The organism is Idiomarina sp., assembly GCF_019431395.1.
In the GTDB taxonomy this organism is placed as follows: domain Bacteria; phylum Pseudomonadota; class Gammaproteobacteria; order Enterobacterales; family Alteromonadaceae; genus Idiomarina.
In genome coordinates this window covers 942,084-964,996 of the sequence record NZ_CP080268.1, presented here as the reverse complement: position 1 = coordinate 964,996, position 22,913 = coordinate 942,084, and the positions used below count along the sequence as shown (strand labels likewise).

Sequence of the window (22,913 nt, the reverse complement as noted above, 5' to 3'; positions counted from 1 at the left end):
TGCTAAAAAGCCCGCTAAAAGCCTTAAATATTGAATTGCGTATAATGTATATTATGTTAAATACGCTATATAAATGATATTAGAGCACGGCTAGTACTAACTATTTAAAATGCGCGCTCTGCTACTTTTGGGAGTTTTTCAGCCAGATAATCTATTAATACACGCACAGCTGGCTTTAATCCGCGTCGATGTGGATACGTCATGTGCATGATGCCGACGGGCAAGTTCCAGTCCGGTAGTAGTTGCTGTAAACGACCTTCGGCAACCGCCTGTTGACATAAATAGTTAGGCAATGCGACCACACCCTGACCTTCGATTGCTGCCTCGCGCAGCAAAATCATGTCGTCGCTGATAAGGCGAGGCTCAAACTGGAGTTGGGTGCGATTGCCGGATTGATGTGTTAACACATAGCCGTAACGGCCACTGGTATAGTGCAAACTGAGTTGTGGGTAATGCAGTAAATCCGTCGGCTCCGCTATGATGGAATCGCCGATCAGTTTGGGTGCTGCAAATAGCGTTTGCGGTGCATCGCTTATCGGTCGTGCAATTAACGACGAGTCTTCAATGCTGGGCCTTACCCGCAGTGCCAGGTCAATATTCTCATCCAGTAAATTGACCGGTCGATTGGTGACCATCAGGTTTAGCTGTATCTCGGGATAACGCGTCATAAACTCGGGTAGCACCTGCGTCAGCAAACTTTGGCTAATAGCATAAGGCGAACTGACGTTAACGCGTCCCCTGGGTTTGGCTAGTAAATGCTGGGTTACCTGGGTAGCAGAATCTGCTGCATCGACCAAGGCGTCACAATGCACTAAAAATGCTTCGCCAACATCGGTCAGTCGCAATCCCTGTCGCCCCCGGTGAACCAGTCGAACGCCCTGCTCTGTTTCTAACTGGCTTATACGTCGACTAATAGTTGACTTGGGTAGCTCCAGCTCTCGTGATGCCGCATTAATACTGCCGCAACGCACGGCTTTAGCAAAAAGATAATAATTTGCGATGTCAGGTAGTGCCATAACGCCTCTGGTTAAAATTAATTATGTTCCAAATATGGAACGCTAAATCCCATTATAGACACTTTTTTGCTTAATGCGGAACGAATAGAATAGCCTTAATAAATTAATCAGGAGGTTAATATGAAGGTATTGCATTTAGATTCAGGCATTTTTGTCGATGGCTCTGTTAGTCGTCAGCTCAGCAAAGACGTTGTCGCAAAGCTCAGTCAGGATAAGGCTGCAAGCGTTACTCACCGGGATCTGGTCGTTGACCCTATTCCACACTTGCAGTCAGACGAATTATTGGCAGAAGATAAGCCACTCATTAACGAGTTGGTTGCCGAGTTGCAAGACGCTGACGTTATTGTCATCGGCGCCCCGATGTATAATTTTACAATTCCGACCCAATTAAAGGCATGGTTTGATCGCGTCTTACAAGCCGGTGTTACCTTCCGCTATACAGATAATGGTCCGGTTGGTCTACTGGAAGGTAAAAAAGCCATTATTGCGTCGGGCCGCGGTGGTGTTTACTCAACCGGTGATGCCGTAGCACTCGACCACCAGGAAGCCTACCTTAAAACAGCCTTAGCCTTTATTGGTATAACGGATGTCGAAATCGTTCGTGCAGAAGGCTTAAATATGGGCGACGAAGCGCGCAGCGAAGGTTTGTCCAAAGCCAAAGATCGCATTGCTGAACTCAGTTAAAAGTCCGGTTATACTTTTTATTAAGGCGGGTATATAACAACCCGCCTTAATCCTTCGCGATAGTTATTACGTAGTGGATAGACAAGTGCCCAACTAACCTGTCTATTTATGAAACGAACGTCGCTTATTACGCTATTTTACACCGTCGCTTTGTTTGTTCTGTTTACCACAGTGGCTTTGTCATTTCCTGCGGCTGCACAAAGTTCGTCGGCAGAGGCAACCAAAGTAGACGTGGTACCTGTTACCCGCTATCGAACTGGACTTACCATTCGGAATTGACGTGACCGAAACATCAATTCTGGTTAACAATGCGTTAAGTCAAGCTCCTAATTACGTAGACAATGTCGATCAGCCAAGAATATTTGCAGCTTCTTTCTCGAGTAACGCGTTTATGTATTTTCGGGTCGCTCCCCTGCCCGATAATCCAAAGAATATCGACATGGTGCGTATGCGTGACTACATCGAGGACAACGTTCGGCCACGTATGTCATCGGTGGCCGGCGTCACCGTTGGTCGCTACGACAGCCTGGAGCAAATGCAAAACACCATCATTAAACGTGATGGCGATCGCATTGTTCGGCTTAATGATATAGCTGAGATCGATTTAGACCATTTTGAAACCAATAGCGAATCCTGGTTTAAAGACGAACAGGTACTGAGCTTGCAGGTAAAGCGTGAGTCCGGTTCAAATGTTATCGACATTAAATATGCAATGCTGCAAGAGGTTGAGCGGATCAATGAAGATTTGCTGAAACCGGCTGGCATGCAAATTATACTAAATTCCGATGATGTCCGTTACGTCGAAGCGTCAATCTCCAATGTGTTATTCAATTTATCGTTGGGTGCCGTTTTTGCGACCTTAGTCATGTACGGGTTGATGCACTCTGGGCGCGCTACCATGATTGCGGTGATCGGTATTCCTATTTGTACACTGGCCGGCATTGCATTCGCCATTGGTATGACGCTGGACAATACCATTGTGGTGTTAGAGAGCATTGCGTTAGAACGACAAAAAGGTGCAGACCCCAAGCGAGCCGCGGTGTTAGGCGTGCAACGAGTATGGACGGCAGTGTTGGCGTCAACACTAACGACGGTGATGGTGTTCTTGCCTATTCTCTTTATCGTGCAGGAAGCCGGCCAGTTTTATTCAGACATTGCCATTGCCATCTCTTCTGCGATTATCGCCTCAATGGCGGTATCAGTCACATTGGTGCCGTTATTGTCAGGCTACATTAGCTATAGTGTATCGCCCAGTAACATGCGTATTATTGCTGAAACACGCGTTCCTAATCGCATTGAAGAGTTAATGGATGCCATAACAACCGTATACGAACGGTATCCGGGCATGCGTGCTTTTGCGACTAAAGGCTCGATTATCAGTAGTAACGATGCTGGGTTTTCTCATCTTAATGGGTACGGTTATCAATAACCCAATATTAGTTGTCGAACGTGCGGTATATCTTCGCGACAAAGAGGGCTACGAATTAATAGAGGCTATAAAAGAAGGTCTGCGTTCACGCGTCCGCCCTATCACTATCACGACACTAACCACCTTGTGCGGGATCGCCCCACTGGTGTTTATCCCCGGCGAAGGTACCGAACTCTATCGTGGCGTTGGCATTATCGTCATGTTCGGCCTAATCGGCGCCGCCCTCGTCACCATCCTAACCCTACCCGCCCTAAGCGCCCTGGTGCTGAAACCGCGGCTCGGCAATAAACATATGGCGGGTGATTGACACTCCTTACCCAAGGGATGCAGTGGTTTATTAGGCACTGGGGTGGCTTGCCAAAGGGACGCTGTAAATACATCCCTGTACGCTTGTTTCCGGCCATCCATGGCCTCCAACACCCTTTGACAAGCCACCCCAATACCTAATACCACTGCACCCCAAGGGTAACGACCGATTGTCTTAACGTGCTGCCTTTATAAAAGTGATGACTTAAAGAGTGGAACTGATAAAAGGTGAGAAAAAGGGATTGGGTTAAAGGATTGGCGCTAAGTGATTGAGCAGCTCCTTAGACAAGCCCTACAGGGATGTACTTGCGGGCGTCCCTTGGCTAAGGAGTGTCAATCACCAGCCAATCGTTTAGCCCAATCCCCGTCTATTAGCTTCTTTAGTTTACGGGGTAATTACTTGATCGATGACGTGAATTACGCCGTTGCTGGCATTGATGTCAGCTTTGATCACGGTGGCGCCGTCGATGGTTACGCCATCAGTGGCGTCGATGCTGACGGTGCTGCCCTGGACAGTTTCTGGCATCAGGGTTTTGCCGGCAATGTCACCGCTCATTACTTTGCCGGGTAGCACGTGGTACGTCAGTACTGCACTTAGCTGCTCTTTATCTGCCAACAGGCTTTCCAGCGTGCCTTCAGGGAGTGCGTCAAAGGCCGCGTTAGTGCATGCTTAATGCTAGTTTGCGAAACATAAAAATGCCTCCTCATAATGTTAGGGCATCAACTATTACGCAGGGAGTTTGACTATGGTCTACTTTTAAAAGTGTAAATAATGCGTAAATTAGGACGATAAAATAGAAAACAGACATCTTTAAGGGAACACGATGGGGTTTATTCAGCGTTTTAGTATTACTCAGCGACTTATCGCTTTGTTAGGAATTGCTGCGTTCGGCACGGCACTGATGGTTGCGTTTATGATGTTTATTCTTAACGGATTGTTAGTCGACGAAGAAAAACGCAAGCTGGATGCGGTGCTGGATTCGGCGTATACCACGGTCGATTATTACTACCAGCAGGCGCAGGATGGCGTGTTGAACGAGGAGCAAGCGCTGGAGCAAGCTTTTGCGCGGTTGGATGAGATCCGCTACGAGGGTTCTGAGTATCTGTTTACCCTGAACCGCGATGGCGTGATGGTGCAACACCCGTTTACCAAGTCGTTGGTTGGCAAAAACGTGCTGTCCTATGAAGATCCGGAAGGCACACGACTGTTCCAGCAAATGGTCACTAAAGCGCGTAGCAGTAATCGGGCTACGGTTGAATATATTTGGCAAAAAGGCAGCGATAGTAACAATTTAGTGCCCAAGATTAGTCGTATCCGCGTATTCGAGCCATGGAATATTATTATGGGTACGGGTCAATACACCGATAATATTCAGGCCATGCTGTGGCAGGAGTTTTTTAAACTGGCGGGTCTGGCGCTGGTACTTTCGGTTCCGTTGTTACTTTTATTTGTGTTGATTATTCGCAGCATCACCCGCCCGCTTAAGCGTATTAATGCGGCCATGGTTGATATTGCCCAGGGCGAAGGCGATCTGACTCGTCGCTTAAGTGCTGAGGGTTCTGATGAGTTGTCGCGGCTGGCCACGTCGTTTAACGAATTTGTTAGTAAAATTCAGCAGTTAGTTAAGAGCGTGCAAAACAGCGCCCGCGAGGAAGAAATTGCTGCCGAGCGATTATCGTCGCTCAGTAATCAAAGTAGCGCGCAAAGTGACGAGCTAAGAGCGCAAACCGAATCTGTTGCTACAGCTATTAATGAGTTGTCGTCATCTGCAGGTGAAGTTGCAGATCACGCCCGCAAGGCTGCTGAGTCGGCAAACACGGCTGACGAGGAATCAGGACGTTCAGCCGTTATCGTGCGCGAAGCGGTGAATAATATTGATGCGCTTACGCAAGAGTTGCGTAAAGCCGGTGATAAAGCGCGTTTGCTGCAGGATGGTTCAGATAAAATCGGCAATATTCTGGGTGTTATCGTGGCTATCGCCGAACAGACTAATCTGCTGGCACTAAACGCAGCGATTGAGGCGGCGCGTGCAGGCGAAGCCGGCCGCGGGTTTGCAGTCGTCGCGGATGAAGTGCGCACACTGGCTACCCGCACACAGCAGTCAACGGACGAAATTTCGTCGATTGTTGATAGTATTCAGGGTGCAATCAAAGACGTGACACAAATTATTGCGGGAGTTGAAGATCGCTCTAAAACCACTAATGACGGTGCATTAAAAGCTGAACAAGCGATTAGTCAAATTCAGGAAGCGGTTGCTAATATTTCCTCCATGAACGTACAAATTGCTTCGGCAACAGACGAGCAAAGCCGTGTTACCCGTGACTTAAGCGAGAACGTAACGGGTATCAGTGACCTTTCTAACGACAACCAAAACGCCAACCAACAAGTGGCTGAAGTAAGTCAGCAATTGACTAAAAACAGTATTGATCTAGGTCAATTGGTGTCGCGATTCAAGACAGAATAGCCTTTATTATTATGGGGATATTAGTATTATCCCCTCTGTACCTTTGCGTACATAAGGTGTAAAATTCGAGTACTTTTACAAGGAAGCTGACTTTTAGTTAAGCGGGTAAAAGTCACCATTTTCCTGATCTCAATCACCGCGGAATAAAAAGATGAGTCAAACAATTCCACAACAACCGATCGAATATAATATGAAGGTCGTGCGCCAGTTTACTGTCATGACCATTATTTGGGGTATCGTCGGCATGGCGTTGGGTGTTTTGATTGCGGCCCAGCTAGTCTGGCCGGAACTAAACTTCAATACGCCCTGGCTTACTTACTCTCGGCTTCGTCCGTTGCATACCAATGCGGTAATTTTTGCATTTGGTACCAGCGCCCTTTTTGCTACCTCGTACTACGTGGTACAAAAAACCTGTCGCACACGTCTATTTTCAGACAAATTGGCCTCGTTTACCTTCTGGGGTTGGCAGGCCGTTATAGTCGCAGCAGTCATCACGTTACCCTTAGGCCTGACCAGTACTAAAGAATATGCTGAGTTAGAGTGGCCTATCGATATTTTGATTGCGGTGACCTGGATCGCCTATGCCATTGTCTTCTTTGGCACGCTGGCGATTCGCAAAACGTCTCACATCTACGTAGCGAACTGGTTCTATGGTGGCTTTATCGTGGTTATTGCGATGCTGCACATTGTTAACAGCATGGCAGTGCCGGTAACCTTCACCAAGTCATATTCGATGTACTCCGGCGCCGTCGATGCGATGATTCAATGGTGGTATGGTCACAACGCGGTTGGCTTCCTGCTGACAGCTGGCTTCCTGGGTATGATGTATTACTTTGTACCGAAACAAGCTGAGCGTCCGGTCTATTCATATCGCTTATCAGTGGTGCATTTCTGGGCGTTGATTTCGCTTTACATCTGGGCTGGTCCTCACCACCTGCACTACACTGCCCTGCCTGACTGGACTCAATCATTAGGTATGGTGATGTCGGTGATTCTGTTTGTTCCTTCCTGGGGTGGCATGATTAACGGTATCATGACGCTGTCCGGCGCATGGCATAAACTGCGCACCGACCCGATTCTACGCTTCTTGATCGTGTCGCTGTCGTTCTACGGTATGTCGACCTTCGAAGGTCCGATGATGGCAATCAAATCGGTTAACGCGCTGTCGCACTACACCGACTGGACAGTGGGTCACGTTCACTCTGGTGCACTGGGTTGGGTTGCGATGATCACCATTGGCTCGATGTACTACCTGGTACCGCGTTTGTTCAACCAAAAACAGATCCACAGCATTAAACTCGTCAACGTGCATTTCTGGTTGCACACCATTGGCGTGGTTTTCTATATCGTCTCAATGTGGATTTCGGGTGTTATGCAAGGCTTAATGTGGCGTGCTACTAACGCCGACGGTACGCTCACCTACAGTTTTGTTGAGAGTGTCCAGGCTTCTTACCCGTTCTGGGCAGGACGCTTCGTTGGTGGTGTCTTTATCGTAGTTGGTATGTTGCTAATGGCGTACAACTGTTATCAAACTATTCGGGCTGGCCGTCGTGAGACTGCTGCCGGTAACGTCATTCAAACCGCCTAAGGAGAGCACAATGAGTCGCATTAAACACGAATTTGTTGAAAAGCACCTGGGTTGGTTGTCTGTTTTGATGATTATAGCGGTATCGGTTGGCGGTATCGTCCAAATCACACCACTGTTATTCCAAAGCCAGGTACAGGAGCCGATCAAGGGTCTTGAGCCCTATACTGCGTTGGAGTTAGAGGGACGTGACATTTACATGCGTGAAGGTTGCGTTCAGTGCCATAGCCAGATGATTCGCCCATTCCGTGCCGAAACTGAGCGTTATGGTCATTACTCGCTAGCGGGTGAACACGTTTGGGAATTCCCTTTCCTTTGGGGGTCTAAGCGTACCGGACCTGATTTGGCTCGTGTTGGCGGTCGTTATAGTGACGAATGGCATTACGTGCACTTGATGAACCCGCGTAACGTAGTGCCGGAATCAAACATGCCGGCCTTCCCTTGGTTAGCCGAGAATACCCTAAGCGGTGAAAATACTGCGAAAAAGATGCAAGTGATGAAGCAACTGGGTGTTCCTTACACCGAAGACGACATTGCTGGTGCTAAACAAGCAGTACAAGGCAAAACTGAAATGGAAGCGCTCATTGCTTACTTGCAGTCCCTGGGTACTGCGTTATCACAGGCTGATAAGTAATGGGTTTTGGTGAATGGCACGGCATTTGGACGATTATCATACTGGTCTTATTTTTGGCCATTGTAGGATGGTCGTTCTTTAGCCGACGCGCAAAAAAACAATTTGATGAAGCTGCTAATTCAATATTTGAAGAAGAAAACGCAGAATCATCAGTGAAGGACAGCGACAAACCGGAGTCGAAGAAAGATGAGTAGCTTCTGGAGTGCATGGATAATCGTTCTGACATTAGCAACCCTGGTCGTATTGATCTGGTTGTTACGCTGGAACATGAAGAACTACACCCACATCGAAGAAGGTCAGGAAATGGACCATGAATTCGATGGAATTGTAGAGATTAATAACCCATTACCTAAGTGGTGGACCTATTTATTCTGGGCTTGCTTTGCCTGGGGCTTTCTGTATTTAGCGCTCTACCCTGGCTTAGGTAATTTTCAAGGCTTGTTGGGCTGGAAGAGCTCTAACCAGGACGTGCGCTCACTGGAAGAGTCTCGTCAGGCGATGCAGCAAGCGCATGAAGACGGCATGCTGGTCGAATACGACCGTGCGGTCCGCGATGCAGAAGAAAAGTACGGACCTATCTTTGAAGCTTTTGCGGAGCAACCAATTCCACAACTGGCTAAAAACGAAGATGCACTAGACGTAGGTCAGCGTTTATTCCTGCAAAACTGTGCTCAGTGTCATGGCTCTAATGCCATGGGTGGTCCGGGCTTCCCTAACCTGACCGACGATGATTGGTTATATGGTGGTGAACCCAACGATATCAAAACGAGTCTGTTGCAGGGCCGTCAAGGTGCTATGCCGGCGTTTGGCGAGCAATTCACTGATCAGCAAATCACCGAGTTAGCACACTACGTAGCTAGCTTGAGTGGTCGCAATGTGGATCCTGCACTTGCTGAGGCCGGACAACAGAACTATGCCGTATGTGCGGCATGCCATGGTCAGAATGGTAAAGGTAACCAACAATTGGGCGCACCAAACCTTACCGATAATATCTGGTTATATGGTGGTTCAATTAATAACATTGAAGAAACTCTGCAGCATGGTCGAAATGGCGTGATGCCGGCATGGAAAGATATTCTCGGAGAGGATAAAATCCATGTGGTATCGGCTTACATTTACAGCTTGTCAAACGACTAACTGTTCATTGTTGTGTAAACCCCGCTACGGCGGGGTTTTTTGTATGAGGTAGTTATTATGGTGAAGCCCTGGTATAAGCAGTTTTGGCCGTGGTTTTTAATATCAGTGCCGGTGGTAGTAATGATTGTATGCGCGATCATCATTTACCTGGCGGTGACGCAAGGCAACTTCTCGATGGTTGTTGACGATTACTATAAAAAGGGTAAAACCATTAACGCCGTTATTGAGCACGTTGAGCGAGCTCAGGAACTGAATATTTCGTTTGAATTTAAAGCTGATGATGAGCAACTGGCACTGCGTTATAAAAGTGGTGCACCCGAGCAGTTAGCAGCACTTAGTGTTAAATTCGTGCACGCAACAGATGCTGCAAAAGATTTTAGTCGACGGGTTACGGTAGCGGCGGACGGCATTTATCGTACCGATATTCCGGCCAACATCGATGGTCGTTGGACGGTTACAATTGAACCTTTCGACAGACAATGGAAAGTGAGCCAGAAGTATACCTTACCGGCGATAGACTGGACGCTGGTAGAACCCCTCCTGTATGGCGTTTAATAAGGTTCGGTTGTACTAATGCAGGAACTCCCTAAAGACGCATGTTTTCATTGTCTGCAGCCCATTCCGCGTGGCGTCGAGCTAACCGTTGATTATGAGCAGCAGCCCCGGCGGGTATGCTGCGCTGGCTGTCAGGCCGTTGCCGAAACGATTATTGAACATGGCCTGAGCGCTTATTACAAACACCGTGATCTGGATAAGCCACAGCAAACACCGATACTCCCGGATGAACTGAACAACCTTGATGTGTATGATCACCCCGATGTACAACGTGAGTTTGTGCGGGTGCTCGATGGTGACATGCAACAGGCCGCGCTTACGGTATCCAATATCACCTGCTCAGCTTGTGCCTGGCTGATTGAACGAGAGTTACAGGCAATTACCGGTGTTGATAAAGCGGTAGTTAATTTATCCAGCCAACGGCTACAGGTCACCTGGGACCCGAATCAGGTATCGGTGAGCGAAATGATCAAGCGCCTGGCCGGGATCGGATATCAGGCGTTACCCTTTCAGCCAAACCAGCAAGAACAACAGTTTAGCCGCCAGCGCAAAGGGTTTATTCGACGCCTTGGGTTAGCCGGCCTGGCGACGATGCAAGTTATGATGCTGGCATTTGCGCTCTATTTTGGGGTGGTCAGTGACTTAGACGAAACGACCCGCGATTATATCTGGGCGGTAAGCCTGGTATTTGCAACACCGGTAATTTTATACAGTGCCCAGCCTTTTTATATGGGGGCATTGCGAGCACTGCAGGCCAAGCAGCTAAATATGGACGTGCCGGTGAGCATTGCCCTGCTTGGCGCATATACCGCCAGCGTTTATGCGGTATTTAAGGGCACTGGCGAGGTATACTTTGAATCGATATCGATGTTTACGTTTTTCCTGCTCTCAGGTCGCTACCTTGAGCTGTTAGCAAAAGAACGGGCACTGCGTTTTGCCACCAACCGACTTACCTTAATGCCGCAGTTAGCGACGCGTGAAACCGAGCAAGGTAACGAATCAATTGCTGTTAAGCAGTTACAGCAAGGCGATGTGATTGTCGTTAATCCGGGTGAAACGATCGCAGCGGACGGAGAACTATTGTCCGCAGAAGCCTGGGTTGACGAGAGTCTGCTAAGCGGTGAAAGCCTGCCTAACCGGCGTGTTACAGGCCAGACCGTGGTTGCCGGTAGTATCAATCAACAATCAGCAATTCGAATAAAAGTAACTGCGGCGGCACAACAAACGGTACTTGCTGGCATCGTTGCCATGCAGGACTCGGCACTGGCCGAAAAGCCTCAGGTACAACAAGTGATTGATAAAGTCGCAGGTTACTTTGTCAGTGGTATCTTAGTTATTGCCACCCTCACCTTTTTAAGTTGGTGGTGGATTCAACCCGAACACGCGCTTTGGGTAACCTTGGCGGTGTTGGTTGCGACCTGCCCTTGTGCACTGTCACTGGCTGCGCCGACGGCGATTACCGGCACCATACATCGGCTTAATCGTCAGGGTATTTTGGTAAAAGGCGCGCAGGTGCTTGAATCGGTTAAATCACTGGATGTAGTTTGCTTTGATAAAACCGGTACCTTAACCGAGGGCAAGTTCAAATTGGTTGATCGCATTGATGTTGCTGATATTGAATACACCAACGCGTTGATCTCGGGCATGGAGGCATTTTCTGAACACCCTCTGGCGTTACCGCTTAAACATCTTAGTGACCGGCCCTACGGTTTTGAGCAGCAAATAAAACTGGTAGCCGGAATGGGATTGGAAGCAGTCACTAATAAAGGTGAACATTTACGCTTGGGTAGCGCCGAGTTTATCCGACAGTGGTTGCCTGAGGCTGACATTGAGCCCGGCTATAATGTTATTTTAGCGAGCCAGTCGCAGGTACTGGCACAACTTAAAGTTGAAGATGAATTACGCGAAGATGCGGCCGCGACCATCAACAAGCTTCATCGGCTTGGCGTTCAAACTCAATTGATTAGCGGCGACGATATGTCGCGGGTCAGAATGGTTGCTGAACAACTCGGAATACACGAGTATTACGGGCAACAAAAACCCGATGACAAGCTGACTTTAATCAAGCAGTTGCAGCAACAAGGCAAAACCGTGTGGATGGTTGGTGATGGCTTAAATGATGGTCCGGTGCTGGCTCAGGCACATTTGTCGATGACCTTTGCCAACGCCTCTGATTTAGCGAAAACCGCCGCCGATGTGGTCATACTGTCCAATAAACTGGGTAGCGTTAACGATGTCATTGAAAGTGCGCAAAAGTCTCGTGTTATCATGCGGCAAAATTTTAGTTGGGCGTTACTTTACAATGTATCGGTTTTGCCGGTCGCCGCATTAGGAGGTCTAATCGCGCCCTGGGCTGCAGCATTAGGCATGTCATTAAGTTCGCTGTTGGTCATTGCTAACTCGTTGAGGTTATATCGCGAATGAGTGTAATTTACGCATTAATTCCGGTTGCAATTCTATTTGTGATTCTGGCCGTCGTTATTTTCTTTTGGGCGGTCAAGTCCAATCAATTCGAAGATATTGAGCGCGACGAAGGCATGCGCATTCTGCTCGATGACGACGAAGAACAAACTCAGCAACAGCAACAATCAGCTAATAAAAAAGCGGATGATGAATCAAAACATTGACGTAATAACTGCCTTTATTATGGGATTGGCGGGAGCCGGCCACTGTTTGGCAATGTGCGGCGGTATTGCCAGTGCCATTGGTGTGCAGCAGCGCGGGCTTAATATTGTGCTGTATAACCTCGGCCGCATGTCATCCTATATTCTGTTAGGCGTGATTGTCGGTGGTGCGATTGCATTAATAGCGCCGGACTCACCGCATACTACAATCATCCTGCGCTGGCTTGCGGTCGCGTTTTTGTTCGCGCTGGGGCTTTACTTTACTGGTTGGTGGCCGGTATTAAGCCAACTGGAGCGAGCAGCAAAACCGCTTTGGCAAGTCATTAAAAAACTAGCACCACAGCAACGCGGCGGCAGCCTAAGCGTATTTTTTGCCGGCGCGGTTTGGGGCTGGTTACCATGCGGACTGGTTTATAGTGCATTAAGTTATGCCGCGGTTAGTGGTAGCGCCGTGCAAGGCGGCTTGTTGATGGCGGCTTTTGCTATTGGTACCTTCCCCGCAATGATCGGTGCCGGTTATTTTAGCCACTCCTTACGCACAATACTGCAAGCTCAGGGTTTTCGTACGGCCATTGGTGTATTATTGCTGGTTTACGCGCTGTGGACCGCGCTTACACTAATCCGACCTCATTTTTAGTGATTTTTTGTCCGCGATCACTAGGTAGTCCGCATTATCTAAGCTAATCTTTAGGTTAGACTCTTAATCGTAAAAGGTAACCGTTATGGATGCTTTCCGTCATATTCTGGTGGTTGTTGATCCCGCTGATGAGCAACACAAAGCCATTAATCGTGCGCTGCATATGGCTCGCCTGAGTGATGCGCGGCTGACCTTGTTTTTATCGATTTACGATTTCTCTTACGAAATGACAACCATGCTGTCACGGGAGGAACGAGATACGATGCGCGCTAATCTTATCGCAGACCGAAAAGCCTGGTTAACCGATGTGCTTGCTGACTATGATACGACTGAAGTCAGAATGGATATTGAGGTGGTCTGGCATAATCGTCCATTCGAGGCCATTATAGAAACTGTAATAAAACACGGTCACGACCTTATCATTAAAGCTTCGCAAGTTAAGTCCAGTCTACAAAATTTGTTGTTTACACCCACGGACTGGCATCTATTACGCAAAGCGCCCTGTGCAGTATTACTGGTAAAAGAGCATGCCTGGCCCCAGCATGGTCAGATTATTGCTGCGGTGCACAGCGGCTCTGACGAGGTTCATCACGAAAGTTTGAACCAACGTGTTATCGAACATGCAGAAGCCATGAGTCACGTATTAAAGGCCAGCGTGCATTTGGTTAACGCCTACCCGGGCGCGCCCGTTAACGTGGCAGTCGAAATCCCCGAATTCGACGTTACCCAATATACCGAAGAGCTACAGCATCACCATCAACATAAAATGCGTGAGCTGGGGCGCCGTTATCAAATCGCCGAAAAGCAACAACATGTTGCGCAGGGCCTGCCGGAGCAAGTTATTCCGGAATTCTCGGAAAAGCTGGATGCAGAACTGGTTGTTATGGGAACCATTGGACGCACCGGAATTAGCGCCGCACTGCTGGGCAATACCGCCGAGCACGTATTAGAGCAATTAAATTGCGATGTGCTGGCCGTTAAGCCGGAAGATTTTGTTAGTCCGCTAGCCTAAGCTGCTTGCTGTCAGGTATAATCCCGCGCTGTTTTATAGGTGAGTAACAATTAGCAAACGAATGGGTTAATGATGGCGGCAACGGCAGAGCAAAAATACGCATTTAATAAACTGCAAAAACGTATTCGACGGGAGACCGGCAAAGCGATAGAGCAGTTTGGCATGATCGAAGCCGGTGACAAGATCATGGTTTGTTTGTCCGGCGGCAAAGATAGCTACACGCTGCTCGATACCCTACTCTATTTGCAACGCGTTGCGCCAATTCGATTTGAGCTGGTGGCGGTTAATCTTGATCAAAAACAGCCTGGCTTTCCCGAACACGTGTTACCTGAATACTTAAACGACTTAGGTGTCGCCTACGAAATCGTTGAGGAAGACACCTACAGCATTGTTAAGGACAAAATCCCGGAAGGCAAAACCACCTGTTCATTGTGTTCGCGACTGCGCCGCGGCATCCTTTACAAAACCGCGAAACGTTTAGGTGCGACCAAGATCGCACTGGGTCATCACCGAGATGACATGATTGAAACACTGTTTTTAAATATGTTTCATGGTGGCAAGCTCAAGTCGATGCCGCCGAAATTAGTTAGTGACAATGGCGAGCACGTAGTGATTCGACCACTGGCGTTTTGCCGGGAAAAAGATATTGCTCGCTATGCCGATGCCATGGCCTTTCCGATTATTCCCTGCAACCTTTGTGGCTCACAAGAAAATTTACAGCGCAAACACATCAAGCAAATGTTGAATGACTGGGACAAGCGTTTTCCCGGTCGCATCGAAAGCCTGTTTACAGCGATGCAAAACGTGACTCCATCACATCTAGCCGATGCCTCGCTGTTTGACTTTAAAGCAGTGGAAGCAACCGGCGTGGCGGATGAGAATGGAGATACGGCGTTTGATGCGCCGCCATTTACTGAAACAAAAAAAGGGCCGCAAAGCGACCCCGTTAATACCATTAAGATTACGCAAATCGCCTAGTTGGCGGTTTGCTCCTGGCTTTGTTTTACCGCGTTAACGATGGGTCGGTTAACACGGATCATTGCCTGTAGTTCGTCAATGTATTCGTCACCGCGCTCAGAGTAACTGCCCAAGCCTTCAACCAGTTCAATCGCTCTTAGCTCTTGATCGCGAAGTCGCTTACGCTCGCGTAATAGACGCAGGTCAGCGTAAGGCGGATGGGTGTTAATGTTACGCATGTAGCTGCGCACTGACTGATTTACCGAGTCAAACTTTGCTACTTCATAAATTTGGTCTTCCGGTCGTTGAGCAGGAATAATCCCACAGCCTTCGCGGTAGCACCATTGGCCAAACAAATTTAATCCTTGTTGGGCGAAGCGTGACGTTCCCCAGGCAGACTCATTGGCTGCCTGCACTAACACCATCATTTCTGGCACAATATCGACACGGCGTTTAAGCAACGCAAACTGTTCCTCGGCCGGCAAGCTCGGGTCAACTTCGTAGTAGCCCACCATTTGCGCCAACTGCGCACGATCAGCGTCCGAGATCATATTTGCCTTGTAGTTCTCTTCGATTTCAAACAGCTTTGCGCGCATGTGTAAAATGCGTAGGTTTTCCGCCTCTATCAGCGGCAATAAATAGCCGAAGAATTCCGATTTTTTCTGTTGCACGTCGGTGTATTGCGAAAAGTCCGGTAGTTCGTCATAGACGCCCAGCTTTGGCACGGGCGGTAGTCCTTCAACCCTAATTTGCCCGGCTTCAGGTCGTTCGAACTCTGTTGTAAATGGCAGAAGTAAAGCGAGCAAGCTTACAATGATAAAAAATACAATAAATGCAATGCGCATAGTCAGCCTCAATATTATGCAGACCAGGGAGTTTGATCATCGTCGAGAGATTGCGTTTTGTCGAGTTTTATTGTCACCCCGACAACCTCTTTGTAAACGACGCCCACCAGGTTAAAGATCAGTGGTACGACAATGATCAACGGCAAAAAGAAGGCAAACGAACTAATGATAATCAGCCCTGTAACCACGAATAACAAGATCACAAATAGCGGTAATTTGTAGTGAACGATCCGCACTGAGTAATAAATAGCATTAAGCGGCGTAATAGCGCGTTCGATAACCAAGGGTAATGCAAATGCAAAAATAACGCTAAAGTAGATTTGCGCTAGCACGCTGATAAGCCAATGTATTTGGCCTGTTAGCAATAATGCCAGCTGGGTGATAACACTGGTCGTCAGCAGCGTTATAATTAAAGCCCCTGCGCGCGAAAAGCCATCAAAAACGTCAGCCGCTTTGGTGGGAATATCGACACTATGACGAATTCCCATAAGCACTAAGCCACCCCAGAACGGGGCTCCAACCGCTGAACCTATCAATGATAAAACTAATAGTCCGTTTTGCCCGACCTGCGGGTTGGATTCAGTCGGTATAACCTGATTGACCCAGGCTTCCGGCAGTAGGTTGAATGCGACTAATGTCAGAATCAATAAAATGCCAAAAAATGCTAAAAACCCCAAAAACAAGGGTGCCCAATGACTCTTGGTGACAGTAAATGTTTGTTTAAAGACCTCGCCTAAACTTAAATGATATTTGCCAGCCAGCGCCTCTGTTAGGTTTCCGCCAATAATCATTGGTTGTTGTTCGTCATTATGTTCTTGCATGAGTTACCATAGGCTTAAAACGATAGCGCTATATAGTAGAGGATCTGCCCCCTGCTTAACAATCAAAAGGACGTATTCATGCAGCGAAAACGTAAAAATCACAGTTCGCGGCCCCGCCCGGCAAATCCCAAGCTGGTGTTACTAAACAAGCCTTTTGGGGTTCTGTCTCAGTTTACGGGCGAGCCCGGTGACGCCACACTAAAAGACTGGGTGCCTTTTAACGATGTTTATCCTGCCGGCCGCCTGGACAAAGACAGCGAGGGTTTAATGCTACTGACCAACGATGGCGTTTATCAGGCGCGACTGTCTAACCCTAAATATAAGGTATGGAAAACCTACTGGGCTCAAGTCGAGGGAGAGCCAACCAGCGAGCAATTAACGCAACTTCAGCAAGGCGTCGAACTTAATGATGGCATGACGCGCCCCGCTGAAGCTTTTGTGATGGCCGAACCAATGAACCTGTGGCCCCGTAACCCACCGGTACGAGAACGCAAATCAGTACCTGACACCTGGCTGTGCATTAAGATCCGGGAGGGAAAAAATCGTCAGGTGCGGCGTATGACCGCACACGTAGGTTTACCAACATTGCGTTTAATCCGGGCTCAAATTGGTCCCTACAAACTGGCCCGATTACAGCCGGGAGAATGGCGCGAAGAGCCACCGGTGTGGTAGAATACGCGCCAATTTAATGATGTAATTAACTTATGCGGTGTTTTGATGACAGACGTAACAGCCAACGCCAATAAAAAAGTCATTGTCGGTATGTCCGGCGGTGTAGATTCCTCAGTTTCTGCTTACCTGCTGCTCCAGCAAGGCTACCAGGTCGAGGGTCTGTTTATGAAAAACTGGGAAGAAGATGACTCTGACGAGTATTGTGCGGCCGCTGATGACTTAGCGGATGCTGAAAAAGTTTGTCAGACACTGGGTATTGAGCTGCACACAGTCAATTTCGCAGCCGAGTACTGGGATAACGTATTTGAACACTTCCTGGAAGAATACAAGGCGGGCCGCACCCCTAACCCTGACATCATGTGCAACAAAGAAATTAAATTTAAGGCGTTTCTTGAGTTTGCAGCAGATGCGTTAGGTGCAGACTATATCGCCACCGGGCATTATGTGCGACGGGCTTATGATGGCAAACACTGGCAGTTATTGCGCGGTGTAGATAATAACAAGGATCAAAGTTATTTCCTCTATACACTAAGCCATGAACACGTCGCGCAGACATTGTTTCCGGTTGGTGAACTAGAAAAGCCTGAGGTGCGCCGGATTGCTGAAGAGCAAGGTTTAGTGACTGCCGATAAAAAAGATTCAACCGGCATCTGTTTTATCGGCGAACGTAAATTTAAAGACTTTTTGCAGCAGTACTTACCGGCTCAGCCGGGTCCCATCGAATCAGTAGACGGCGATGCGCTGGGTCAACACGAAGGTTTGATGTATCACACCATTGGCCAGCGTAAGGGCCTGCATATTGGCGGCCTGGCTGAAGCCAGCGATGAGCCCTGGTATGTGGTCGATAAAGACACTGAACGTAACGTATTGATTGTTGCGCAGGGCAAAAAACATCCGCGCCTCTTTTCGAACGGCTTAATTGCCGGTCAATTACACTGGGTTAATCGGCAATCACTGGCTGAGCCTTTGCGTTGCACGGTTAAAACGCGTTATCGGCAACAGGACATTCCGTGTCTGCTAACGCCTCGTAACGACGGTAGCGTAGAGGTTACCTTTGATAATCCTGTCGCAGCAGTAACCCCAGGCCAGTCAGCGGTCTTTTATCTGGATGAAGTTTGTCTGGGTGGCGGCATTATCGAACAACGACTTACCGACTTTGAGGTTAAACTATGAACGACTGGCAGCAGCGCGTCGTAGCGCTTGCCGGTATGGCGCTGAGCGCGGCCGCAGTGCAACAACTGGCGCGTTCTGGTCAGGTACTGCACGATACCGTTACCGAAACCCTGCTTAATAGCACACTAAATTTAACCCCCGACTCGACCCTTGCGGTATATGGTTCGATTGATGAGGTTCGTCCCGGGCTACGTACGCTGATCCAACAAATGGGCAGTAGCCGCCAAAAAGATTTAGAGTTGACGCGCTATATGGTGGGCATGATCCACCTCTCGCGACGGTTATTGGCTAATGATGACGCCATGAACACGTTAGGACAACGTCTTGAACAGGTCAGCAGGCAATATCACGAGTTCGGTTTTGAACGCTACCGTATTTTAGAGAGCCTTGCCGGCATCTATCGCGAGGTTATCAGTCCGTTAGGCCAACCTATTAAGGTCAACGGCAATCCCGTACATTTAAAAATAGAATCTAACCAACACCATATTCGCGCACTGTTGCTTGCCGGAGTGCGCAGTGCTGTGCTGTGGCAGCAGGTTGGCGGCAAACGTCGCCACTTTTTGCTATCGCGTAAGCGGATGCTGGAGACTGCTCAGCAATTGGTAAAACTAAGCTGATTAATTACCTGGAACTTTTATTATGAACACTGGAGAACCCACCATGCTGCCCTTTTCTACTCTGACTGCGTTATCCCCTGTTGATGGCCGCTACGCCAATAAAGTGGAGGCGTTGCGTCCGATCTTTAGTGAGTACGGGCTGATAAAATACCGTGTGACGGTAGAGGTTCGCTGGTTACAAATGTTAGCTAACGAGGCTGGCATTAAAGAAGTTCCGGCGCTAAGCGCCGATGCCAATAAGGTGCTGGATGCGATTGTAGACGAATTTAACGTGGCCGATGCTGAGCGTGTGAAAGCCATTGAGAGCACCACCAATCATGACGTTAAAGCGGTCGAGTATTTGTTAAAAGAAAAAGTAGCGACGCACGCGGAATTGGCCAAAGTTACTGAATTCATTCACTTTGCCTGTACCTCCGAAGACATTAACAATTTGTCTCATGGGTTGATGCTGGAAAGCGCCCGCGAGCAGGTATTAGTGCCGGTTATGGAGCAGATTGTCGATGCCGTAAAAGCTAAAGCGAAAGAATATAAATCTGTTGCCATGATGGCGCGCACGCACGGTCAGCCCGCCACACCAACGACCATGGGTAAAGAATTTGCCAATATCGCCGTGCGCCTGCAGCGCCAACTCGACCAGCTTAAAGCGGTTCGCATAATGGGTAAAATAAATGGTGCTGTAGGTAACTATAATGCCCACCTTGCAGCTTATCCTAACGTCGACTGGCATGGCCTGTCTGAGCGTTTTGTTAATTCGCTTGGTTTGGACTGGAATGCTTACACCACACAGATTGAACCGCACGACTATGTGGCAGAGCTATTTGACGCTGTTGCCCGTTTTAACACGGTATTAATCGACTTTGACCGTGATGTGTGGGGCTATATTGCGCTTAACCACTTTAAACAGAAGACGATTGCCGGTGAAGTTGGCTCTTCGACAATGCCACATAAAGTTAACCCTATCGATTTTGAAAATTCTGAGGGTAACCTGGGTATTGCCAACGCAGTGATGTCACATTTGGCGCAAAAATTACCGATTTCGCGCTGGCAACGCGACCTGACCGATTCCACCGTACTGCGTAACCTGGGTGTTGGTATTGCACATGCTGTTATCGCCTACCACGCAACGCTTAAAGGCTTAAGCAAGCTTGAGGTTAACGAGGCGGTATTAGCCCGCGAGCTGGATGCCAACTGGGAGCTGCTGGCTGAGCCGGTACAAACCGTCATGCGTCGTTATGGTATTGAAAAACCTTATGAGAAATTAAAAGAATTAACCCGTGGTAAACGTATTACTCCGCAAGACTTGGCTAACTTTATCAATGCCCTCGAGCTGCCGAATGCAGCCAAGGAAGAAATGAAAGCGTTATCGCCGGCCACTTATATTGGTCGCGCAGAAGCATTTGTGGATGAGTTATCGTGAAACTGAATCCGACAGTTTTTAACCGGCAAACGTTTTTAACGTCTTACTGGCAACAACGTCCAGTCGTTTTAAAACAGGGATTTGACGACTTCGTTGACCCGGTAGCGCCGGAAATTCTGGCCGGTCTGGCGATGGAAGAAGGTGTCGATGCGCGTGTCGTTCAGTGCCAGCAGCCAGACGCCCCACTTGGCTGGAAGGTCACTCATGGTCCGTTTAGTGATTATGAAGCGTTGGGCGAAAGTCATTGGACGTTACTGGTGCAATCAGTTAATGAGTGGCTACCGGATGTTGGTGAATTACTGACGGCGTTCAACTTTTTGCCCGAGTGGCGCGTTGATGACGTGATGGTCAGTTTTTCCTGCGAAGACGGAGGAGTTGGCCCTCATCTTGATCAGTATGACGTGTTTATCATTCAGGGTCAGGGGCGCCGTCGTTGGCGTGTCGGCGACCGCGAAGCCATCAACAGCTTTCAGCCCTGTGCTGATCTGACGTTGATTGAGCAGGACTTTACCGCGGTTATCGACGAAGTGCTTGAGCCCGGCGATATTTTGTATATTCCCGCAGGTTGCCCGCACGATGGTATTGCGCTGGAGCCAAGCTTGAACTATTCGGTTGGATTCAGAGCGCCCTCTCAGGCGGAGTTGTTGCTGCAGGTAGGAGACCTAGCCTTACAGCACGACGTGTTTACCCGCCGTTATCAAGATCCTGAGCTGTCAGCTGATAACAAGCATTTTGTTGTTGACGAGGCACAACTACAGCAAGCTAAACAATTACTGACTGATGCCATGAGTGCGAACACCGCGGATGATCTACTAATGCGGGTGTTTTCGCAAAGCAAGCGGCCGCTCGTTGAACCAGAACTGCCCTATACGGCGGAACAAGTCCCGGAGCTGCTTAGGCAACAGGACGCCGTGGTTAGTCGGGCACCAGGGGCGCGTTGGCTGCATTGTAAGGTTACCGACAGCTTTTACAGCAATGGCGAGCGTTTTGAAATGAACTCTAAAGTCAGAGCCTTTGCGCTGGCGTTGGCCGCAATACAACAGGAGCAATCGGCATCTGGCATAGCCGAGCTTTGTGATAACGCAGCTTGCGCCGACATGTTTGCGGAATTATTGAATATGGGTACGTTTGCGGTTTTTTTGGACAGTGATTAGCAGTTTACGTCAACTGTAAACCCAAGTTGCTAAACACCCGTTTGAAATCCTGATTTTAATTATGCAAGACAGTAGCGCGCCCCAAACCATAGTGGTAATGTGCGCGCAATTTCGAGAACCAATGAGGAAGGAAATTCATGTCTCTGTTCGAGCATCCTGAATTTGATCATCACGAAGAAGTCGTATTTTGCCATGATGAAGAGTCCGGTCTAAAGGCTATCATCGCCGTTCATGACACTACCTTAGGCCCGAGCCTGGGCGGCACCCGATTGTGGAATTACAGCTCTTCGGCCGAGGCGCTGACTGACGTACTGCGTTTATCCCGCGGTATGACCTATAAGAGTGCAATGGCAGGCCTGCCGCTCGGTGGTGGTAAAGCGGTTATCATTGGTGATGCTAAGAGCATCAAAAGCGATGCCCTGTTCCGTGCTTATGGTCGCTTCATTAATAGCCTGGGCGGTAAATATATTACTGCCGAAGACGTTAATATTCGCACCTCAGATATCGACATCGTTGCGCAGGAAACACGTCACGTTGCAGGAACCGCAGACAAAGCCGGCGACCCTTCTCCACATACTGCGTTAGGCACTTACTTAGGTGTTAAAGCCGCAGCTAAACATCGCTTAGGCAGCGAAGATCTTAGCGGTGTTAAAATTGCTGTGCAGGGTCTGGGCGCTGTGGGTTACGCTTTCGCCAAATATTGCCGTGACGATGGCGCTGAACTCATCGTTACTGATATCAATGAAGAAACGCTGGAGCGGGCAAAATCAGAGCTTGATGCAACGGTTGTCGGTTTAGACGAAATCTATGGCGTTGACGCTGACATCTATGCACCCTGTGCACTGGGCGCTACCATTAACGATGAGACCTTGAAACAACTTAAATGCAAGATCATAGCGGGTAGTGCCAATAACCAGTTGGCCAATCCTAAGCATGACAAAGTGGTTAAGGATATGGGCATTTTGTATGCACCAGATTACGTGATAAACGCCGGTGGTGTTATTCACGTTTGTTCAGAAGCCGCTGATATGTCGCTCGAAGAGACCGACAAGCGTGTTCGTGATATCTATAACACCCTGGACAAGCTCTTTGCCCGCGCCAAGGAAGAAGACCGGCCGACCGGTGAACTGGCCGACCAAATGGCTCGTGAGATTATCGCTAACGCTAAATAAG

Annotated in this window: 22 protein-coding genes and 2 pseudogenes; 20 read left to right on the top strand and 4 right to left on the bottom strand. The window is 48.6% G+C overall.

The genetic code is table 11. From position 1 onward, the window contains the following. Positions 1 to 104 precede the first annotated feature (104 nt). The gene (locus tag KZ771_RS04765) at positions 105 to 1,016 is read right to left on the bottom strand and encodes a LysR substrate-binding domain-containing protein (protein ID WP_133538395.1); all 912 of its coding nucleotides are present in this window, start codon (positions 1,014 to 1,016) and stop codon (positions 105 to 107) included. 120 nt (positions 1,017 to 1,136) lie between these two features. On the opposite strand from KZ771_RS04765, the gene KZ771_RS04760 reads away from it, so the two are divergent. The 3 genes from KZ771_RS04760 (at position 1,137) to KZ771_RS04750 (ending at position 3,436) form a co-directional block, all read left to right on the top strand. Next, the gene (locus KZ771_RS04760) at positions 1,137 to 1,700 is read left to right on the top strand and encodes an NAD(P)H-dependent oxidoreductase (RefSeq protein ID WP_290654531.1); all 564 of its coding nucleotides are present in this window, start codon (positions 1,137 to 1,139) and stop codon (positions 1,698 to 1,700) included. Positions 1,701 to 1,980: 280 nt separating this feature from the next. After that, complete coding sequence (locus KZ771_RS04755) at positions 1,981 to 3,129, top strand: efflux RND transporter permease subunit (protein ID WP_290654530.1); 1,149 nt, start codon at positions 1,981 to 1,983, stop codon at positions 3,127 to 3,129. Next, positions 3,089 to 3,436, top strand: a complete 348-nt coding sequence (locus KZ771_RS04750; RefSeq protein ID WP_243734407.1) for an efflux RND transporter permease subunit — start codon at positions 3,089 to 3,091, stop codon at positions 3,434 to 3,436. Before KZ771_RS04755 ends, KZ771_RS04750 begins: the two co-directional genes overlap by 41 nt. A 384-nt stretch (positions 3,437 to 3,820) precedes the next feature. On the opposite strand, the pseudogene KZ771_RS04745 reads toward KZ771_RS04750, so the two are convergent. Further along, a pseudogene (locus KZ771_RS04745) lies at positions 3,821 to 4,087 on the bottom strand (fasciclin domain-containing protein); the annotation flags it as partial. A 172-nt stretch (positions 4,088 to 4,259) separates the two neighbouring features. Between KZ771_RS04745 and KZ771_RS04740 the strand changes: the two are divergent. The 11 genes and pseudogenes from KZ771_RS04740 to ttcA all read left to right on the top strand — a co-directional run. Continuing rightward, on the top strand, positions 4,260 to 5,900 hold the full coding sequence (locus tag KZ771_RS04740; RefSeq protein ID WP_290654529.1) for a methyl-accepting chemotaxis protein: 1,641 nt from the start codon (positions 4,260 to 4,262) through the stop codon (positions 5,898 to 5,900). Between the two features lie 151 nt (positions 5,901 to 6,051). Beyond that, a complete protein-coding gene (gene ccoN, locus KZ771_RS04735) occupies positions 6,052 to 7,488 on the top strand; it encodes a cytochrome-c oxidase, cbb3-type subunit I (protein WP_290570024.1) in 1,437 nt (478 codons plus the stop codon). A gap of 10 nt (positions 7,489 to 7,498) precedes the next feature. Beyond that, entirely contained in the window at positions 7,499 to 8,119 is a 621-nt protein-coding gene (ccoO, locus tag KZ771_RS04730; RefSeq protein WP_290654528.1) for a cytochrome-c oxidase, cbb3-type subunit II, read from the top strand. Continuing rightward, positions 8,119 to 8,313: a cbb3-type cytochrome c oxidase subunit 3 gene (locus KZ771_RS04725; protein ID WP_290570027.1), complete on the top strand. Its 195-nt coding sequence runs from the start codon at positions 8,119 to 8,121 to the stop codon at positions 8,311 to 8,313. The genes ccoO and KZ771_RS04725 overlap by 1 nt, the downstream gene beginning before the upstream one ends. Next, complete coding sequence (gene ccoP, locus KZ771_RS04720; RefSeq protein WP_290654527.1) at positions 8,306 to 9,256, top strand: cytochrome-c oxidase, cbb3-type subunit III; 951 nt, start codon at positions 8,306 to 8,308, stop codon at positions 9,254 to 9,256. Before KZ771_RS04725 ends, ccoP begins: the two co-directional genes overlap by 8 nt. Positions 9,257 to 9,313: 57 nt before the next feature. Next, positions 9,314 to 9,811, top strand: coding sequence for a FixH family protein (locus tag KZ771_RS04715; RefSeq protein WP_133538408.1), 498 nt, complete (start codon positions 9,314 to 9,316; stop codon positions 9,809 to 9,811). An 18-nt stretch (positions 9,812 to 9,829) separates the two neighbouring features. Beyond that, complete coding sequence (locus tag KZ771_RS04710; RefSeq protein WP_290654526.1) at positions 9,830 to 12,235, top strand: heavy metal translocating P-type ATPase metal-binding domain-containing protein; 2,406 nt, start codon at positions 9,830 to 9,832, stop codon at positions 12,233 to 12,235. Next, complete coding sequence (gene ccoS / locus KZ771_RS04705; protein WP_290654525.1) at positions 12,232 to 12,438, top strand: cbb3-type cytochrome oxidase assembly protein CcoS; 207 nt, start codon at positions 12,232 to 12,234, stop codon at positions 12,436 to 12,438. Before KZ771_RS04710 ends, ccoS begins: the two co-directional genes overlap by 4 nt. Next, on the top strand, positions 12,419 to 13,072 hold the full coding sequence (locus tag KZ771_RS04700; RefSeq protein ID WP_290654524.1) for a sulfite exporter TauE/SafE family protein: 654 nt from the start codon (positions 12,419 to 12,421) through the stop codon (positions 13,070 to 13,072). The genes ccoS and KZ771_RS04700 overlap by 20 nt, the downstream gene beginning before the upstream one ends. Before the next feature lie 85 nt (positions 13,073 to 13,157). Next, a complete protein-coding gene (gene uspE, locus KZ771_RS04695) occupies positions 13,158 to 14,084 on the top strand; it encodes a universal stress protein UspE (protein ID WP_290570039.1) in 927 nt (308 codons plus the stop codon). A 69-nt stretch (positions 14,085 to 14,153) separates the two neighbouring features. Further along, positions 14,154 to 14,984, top strand: a pseudogene (ttcA, locus tag KZ771_RS04690) (tRNA 2-thiocytidine(32) synthetase TtcA); the annotation flags it as partial. A 74-nt stretch (positions 14,985 to 15,058) separates the two neighbouring features. Here the strand turns inward: ttcA and KZ771_RS04685 are convergent. Both KZ771_RS04685 and KZ771_RS04680 read right to left on the bottom strand, forming a co-directional pair. After that, a complete protein-coding gene (locus KZ771_RS04685) occupies positions 15,059 to 15,886 on the bottom strand; it encodes a glucosaminidase domain-containing protein (RefSeq protein ID WP_133538417.1) in 828 nt (275 codons plus the stop codon). Positions 15,887 to 15,900: 14 nt separating this feature from the next. After that, a complete protein-coding gene (locus tag KZ771_RS04680) occupies positions 15,901 to 16,707 on the bottom strand; it encodes a hypothetical protein (protein ID WP_290654522.1) in 807 nt (268 codons plus the stop codon). A 78-nt stretch (positions 16,708 to 16,785) separates the two neighbouring features. On the opposite strand from KZ771_RS04680, the gene KZ771_RS04675 reads away from it, so the two are divergent. The 6 genes from KZ771_RS04675 to KZ771_RS04650 all read left to right on the top strand — a co-directional run bounded on the left by KZ771_RS04675 (position 16,786) and on the right by KZ771_RS04650 (position 22,912). Beyond that, positions 16,786 to 17,379: a pseudouridine synthase gene (locus KZ771_RS04675; RefSeq protein ID WP_133538420.1), complete on the top strand. Its 594-nt coding sequence runs from the start codon at positions 16,786 to 16,788 to the stop codon at positions 17,377 to 17,379. Between the two features lie 42 nt (positions 17,380 to 17,421). Next, entirely contained in the window at positions 17,422 to 18,552 is a 1,131-nt protein-coding gene (gene mnmA / locus KZ771_RS04670; protein ID WP_279513203.1) for a tRNA 2-thiouridine(34) synthase MnmA, read from the top strand. After that, the gene (hflD, locus tag KZ771_RS04665; protein ID WP_133538423.1) at positions 18,549 to 19,169 is read left to right on the top strand and encodes a high frequency lysogenization protein HflD; all 621 of its coding nucleotides are present in this window, start codon (positions 18,549 to 18,551) and stop codon (positions 19,167 to 19,169) included. The genes mnmA and hflD overlap by 4 nt, the downstream gene beginning before the upstream one ends. A 46-nt stretch (positions 19,170 to 19,215) precedes the next feature. Further along, on the top strand, positions 19,216 to 20,586 hold the full coding sequence (purB, locus tag KZ771_RS04660; RefSeq protein ID WP_290654810.1) for an adenylosuccinate lyase: 1,371 nt from the start codon (positions 19,216 to 19,218) through the stop codon (positions 20,584 to 20,586). Beyond that, entirely contained in the window at positions 20,583 to 21,740 is a 1,158-nt protein-coding gene (locus tag KZ771_RS04655; RefSeq protein WP_290654521.1) for a cupin domain-containing protein, read from the top strand. The genes purB and KZ771_RS04655 overlap by 4 nt, the downstream gene beginning before the upstream one ends. A 137-nt stretch (positions 21,741 to 21,877) precedes the next feature. After that, positions 21,878 to 22,912, top strand: a complete 1,035-nt coding sequence (locus KZ771_RS04650; protein WP_133538427.1) for a Glu/Leu/Phe/Val dehydrogenase — start codon at positions 21,878 to 21,880, stop codon at positions 22,910 to 22,912. The last annotated feature ends 1 nt before the right edge of the window (position 22,913 follow it).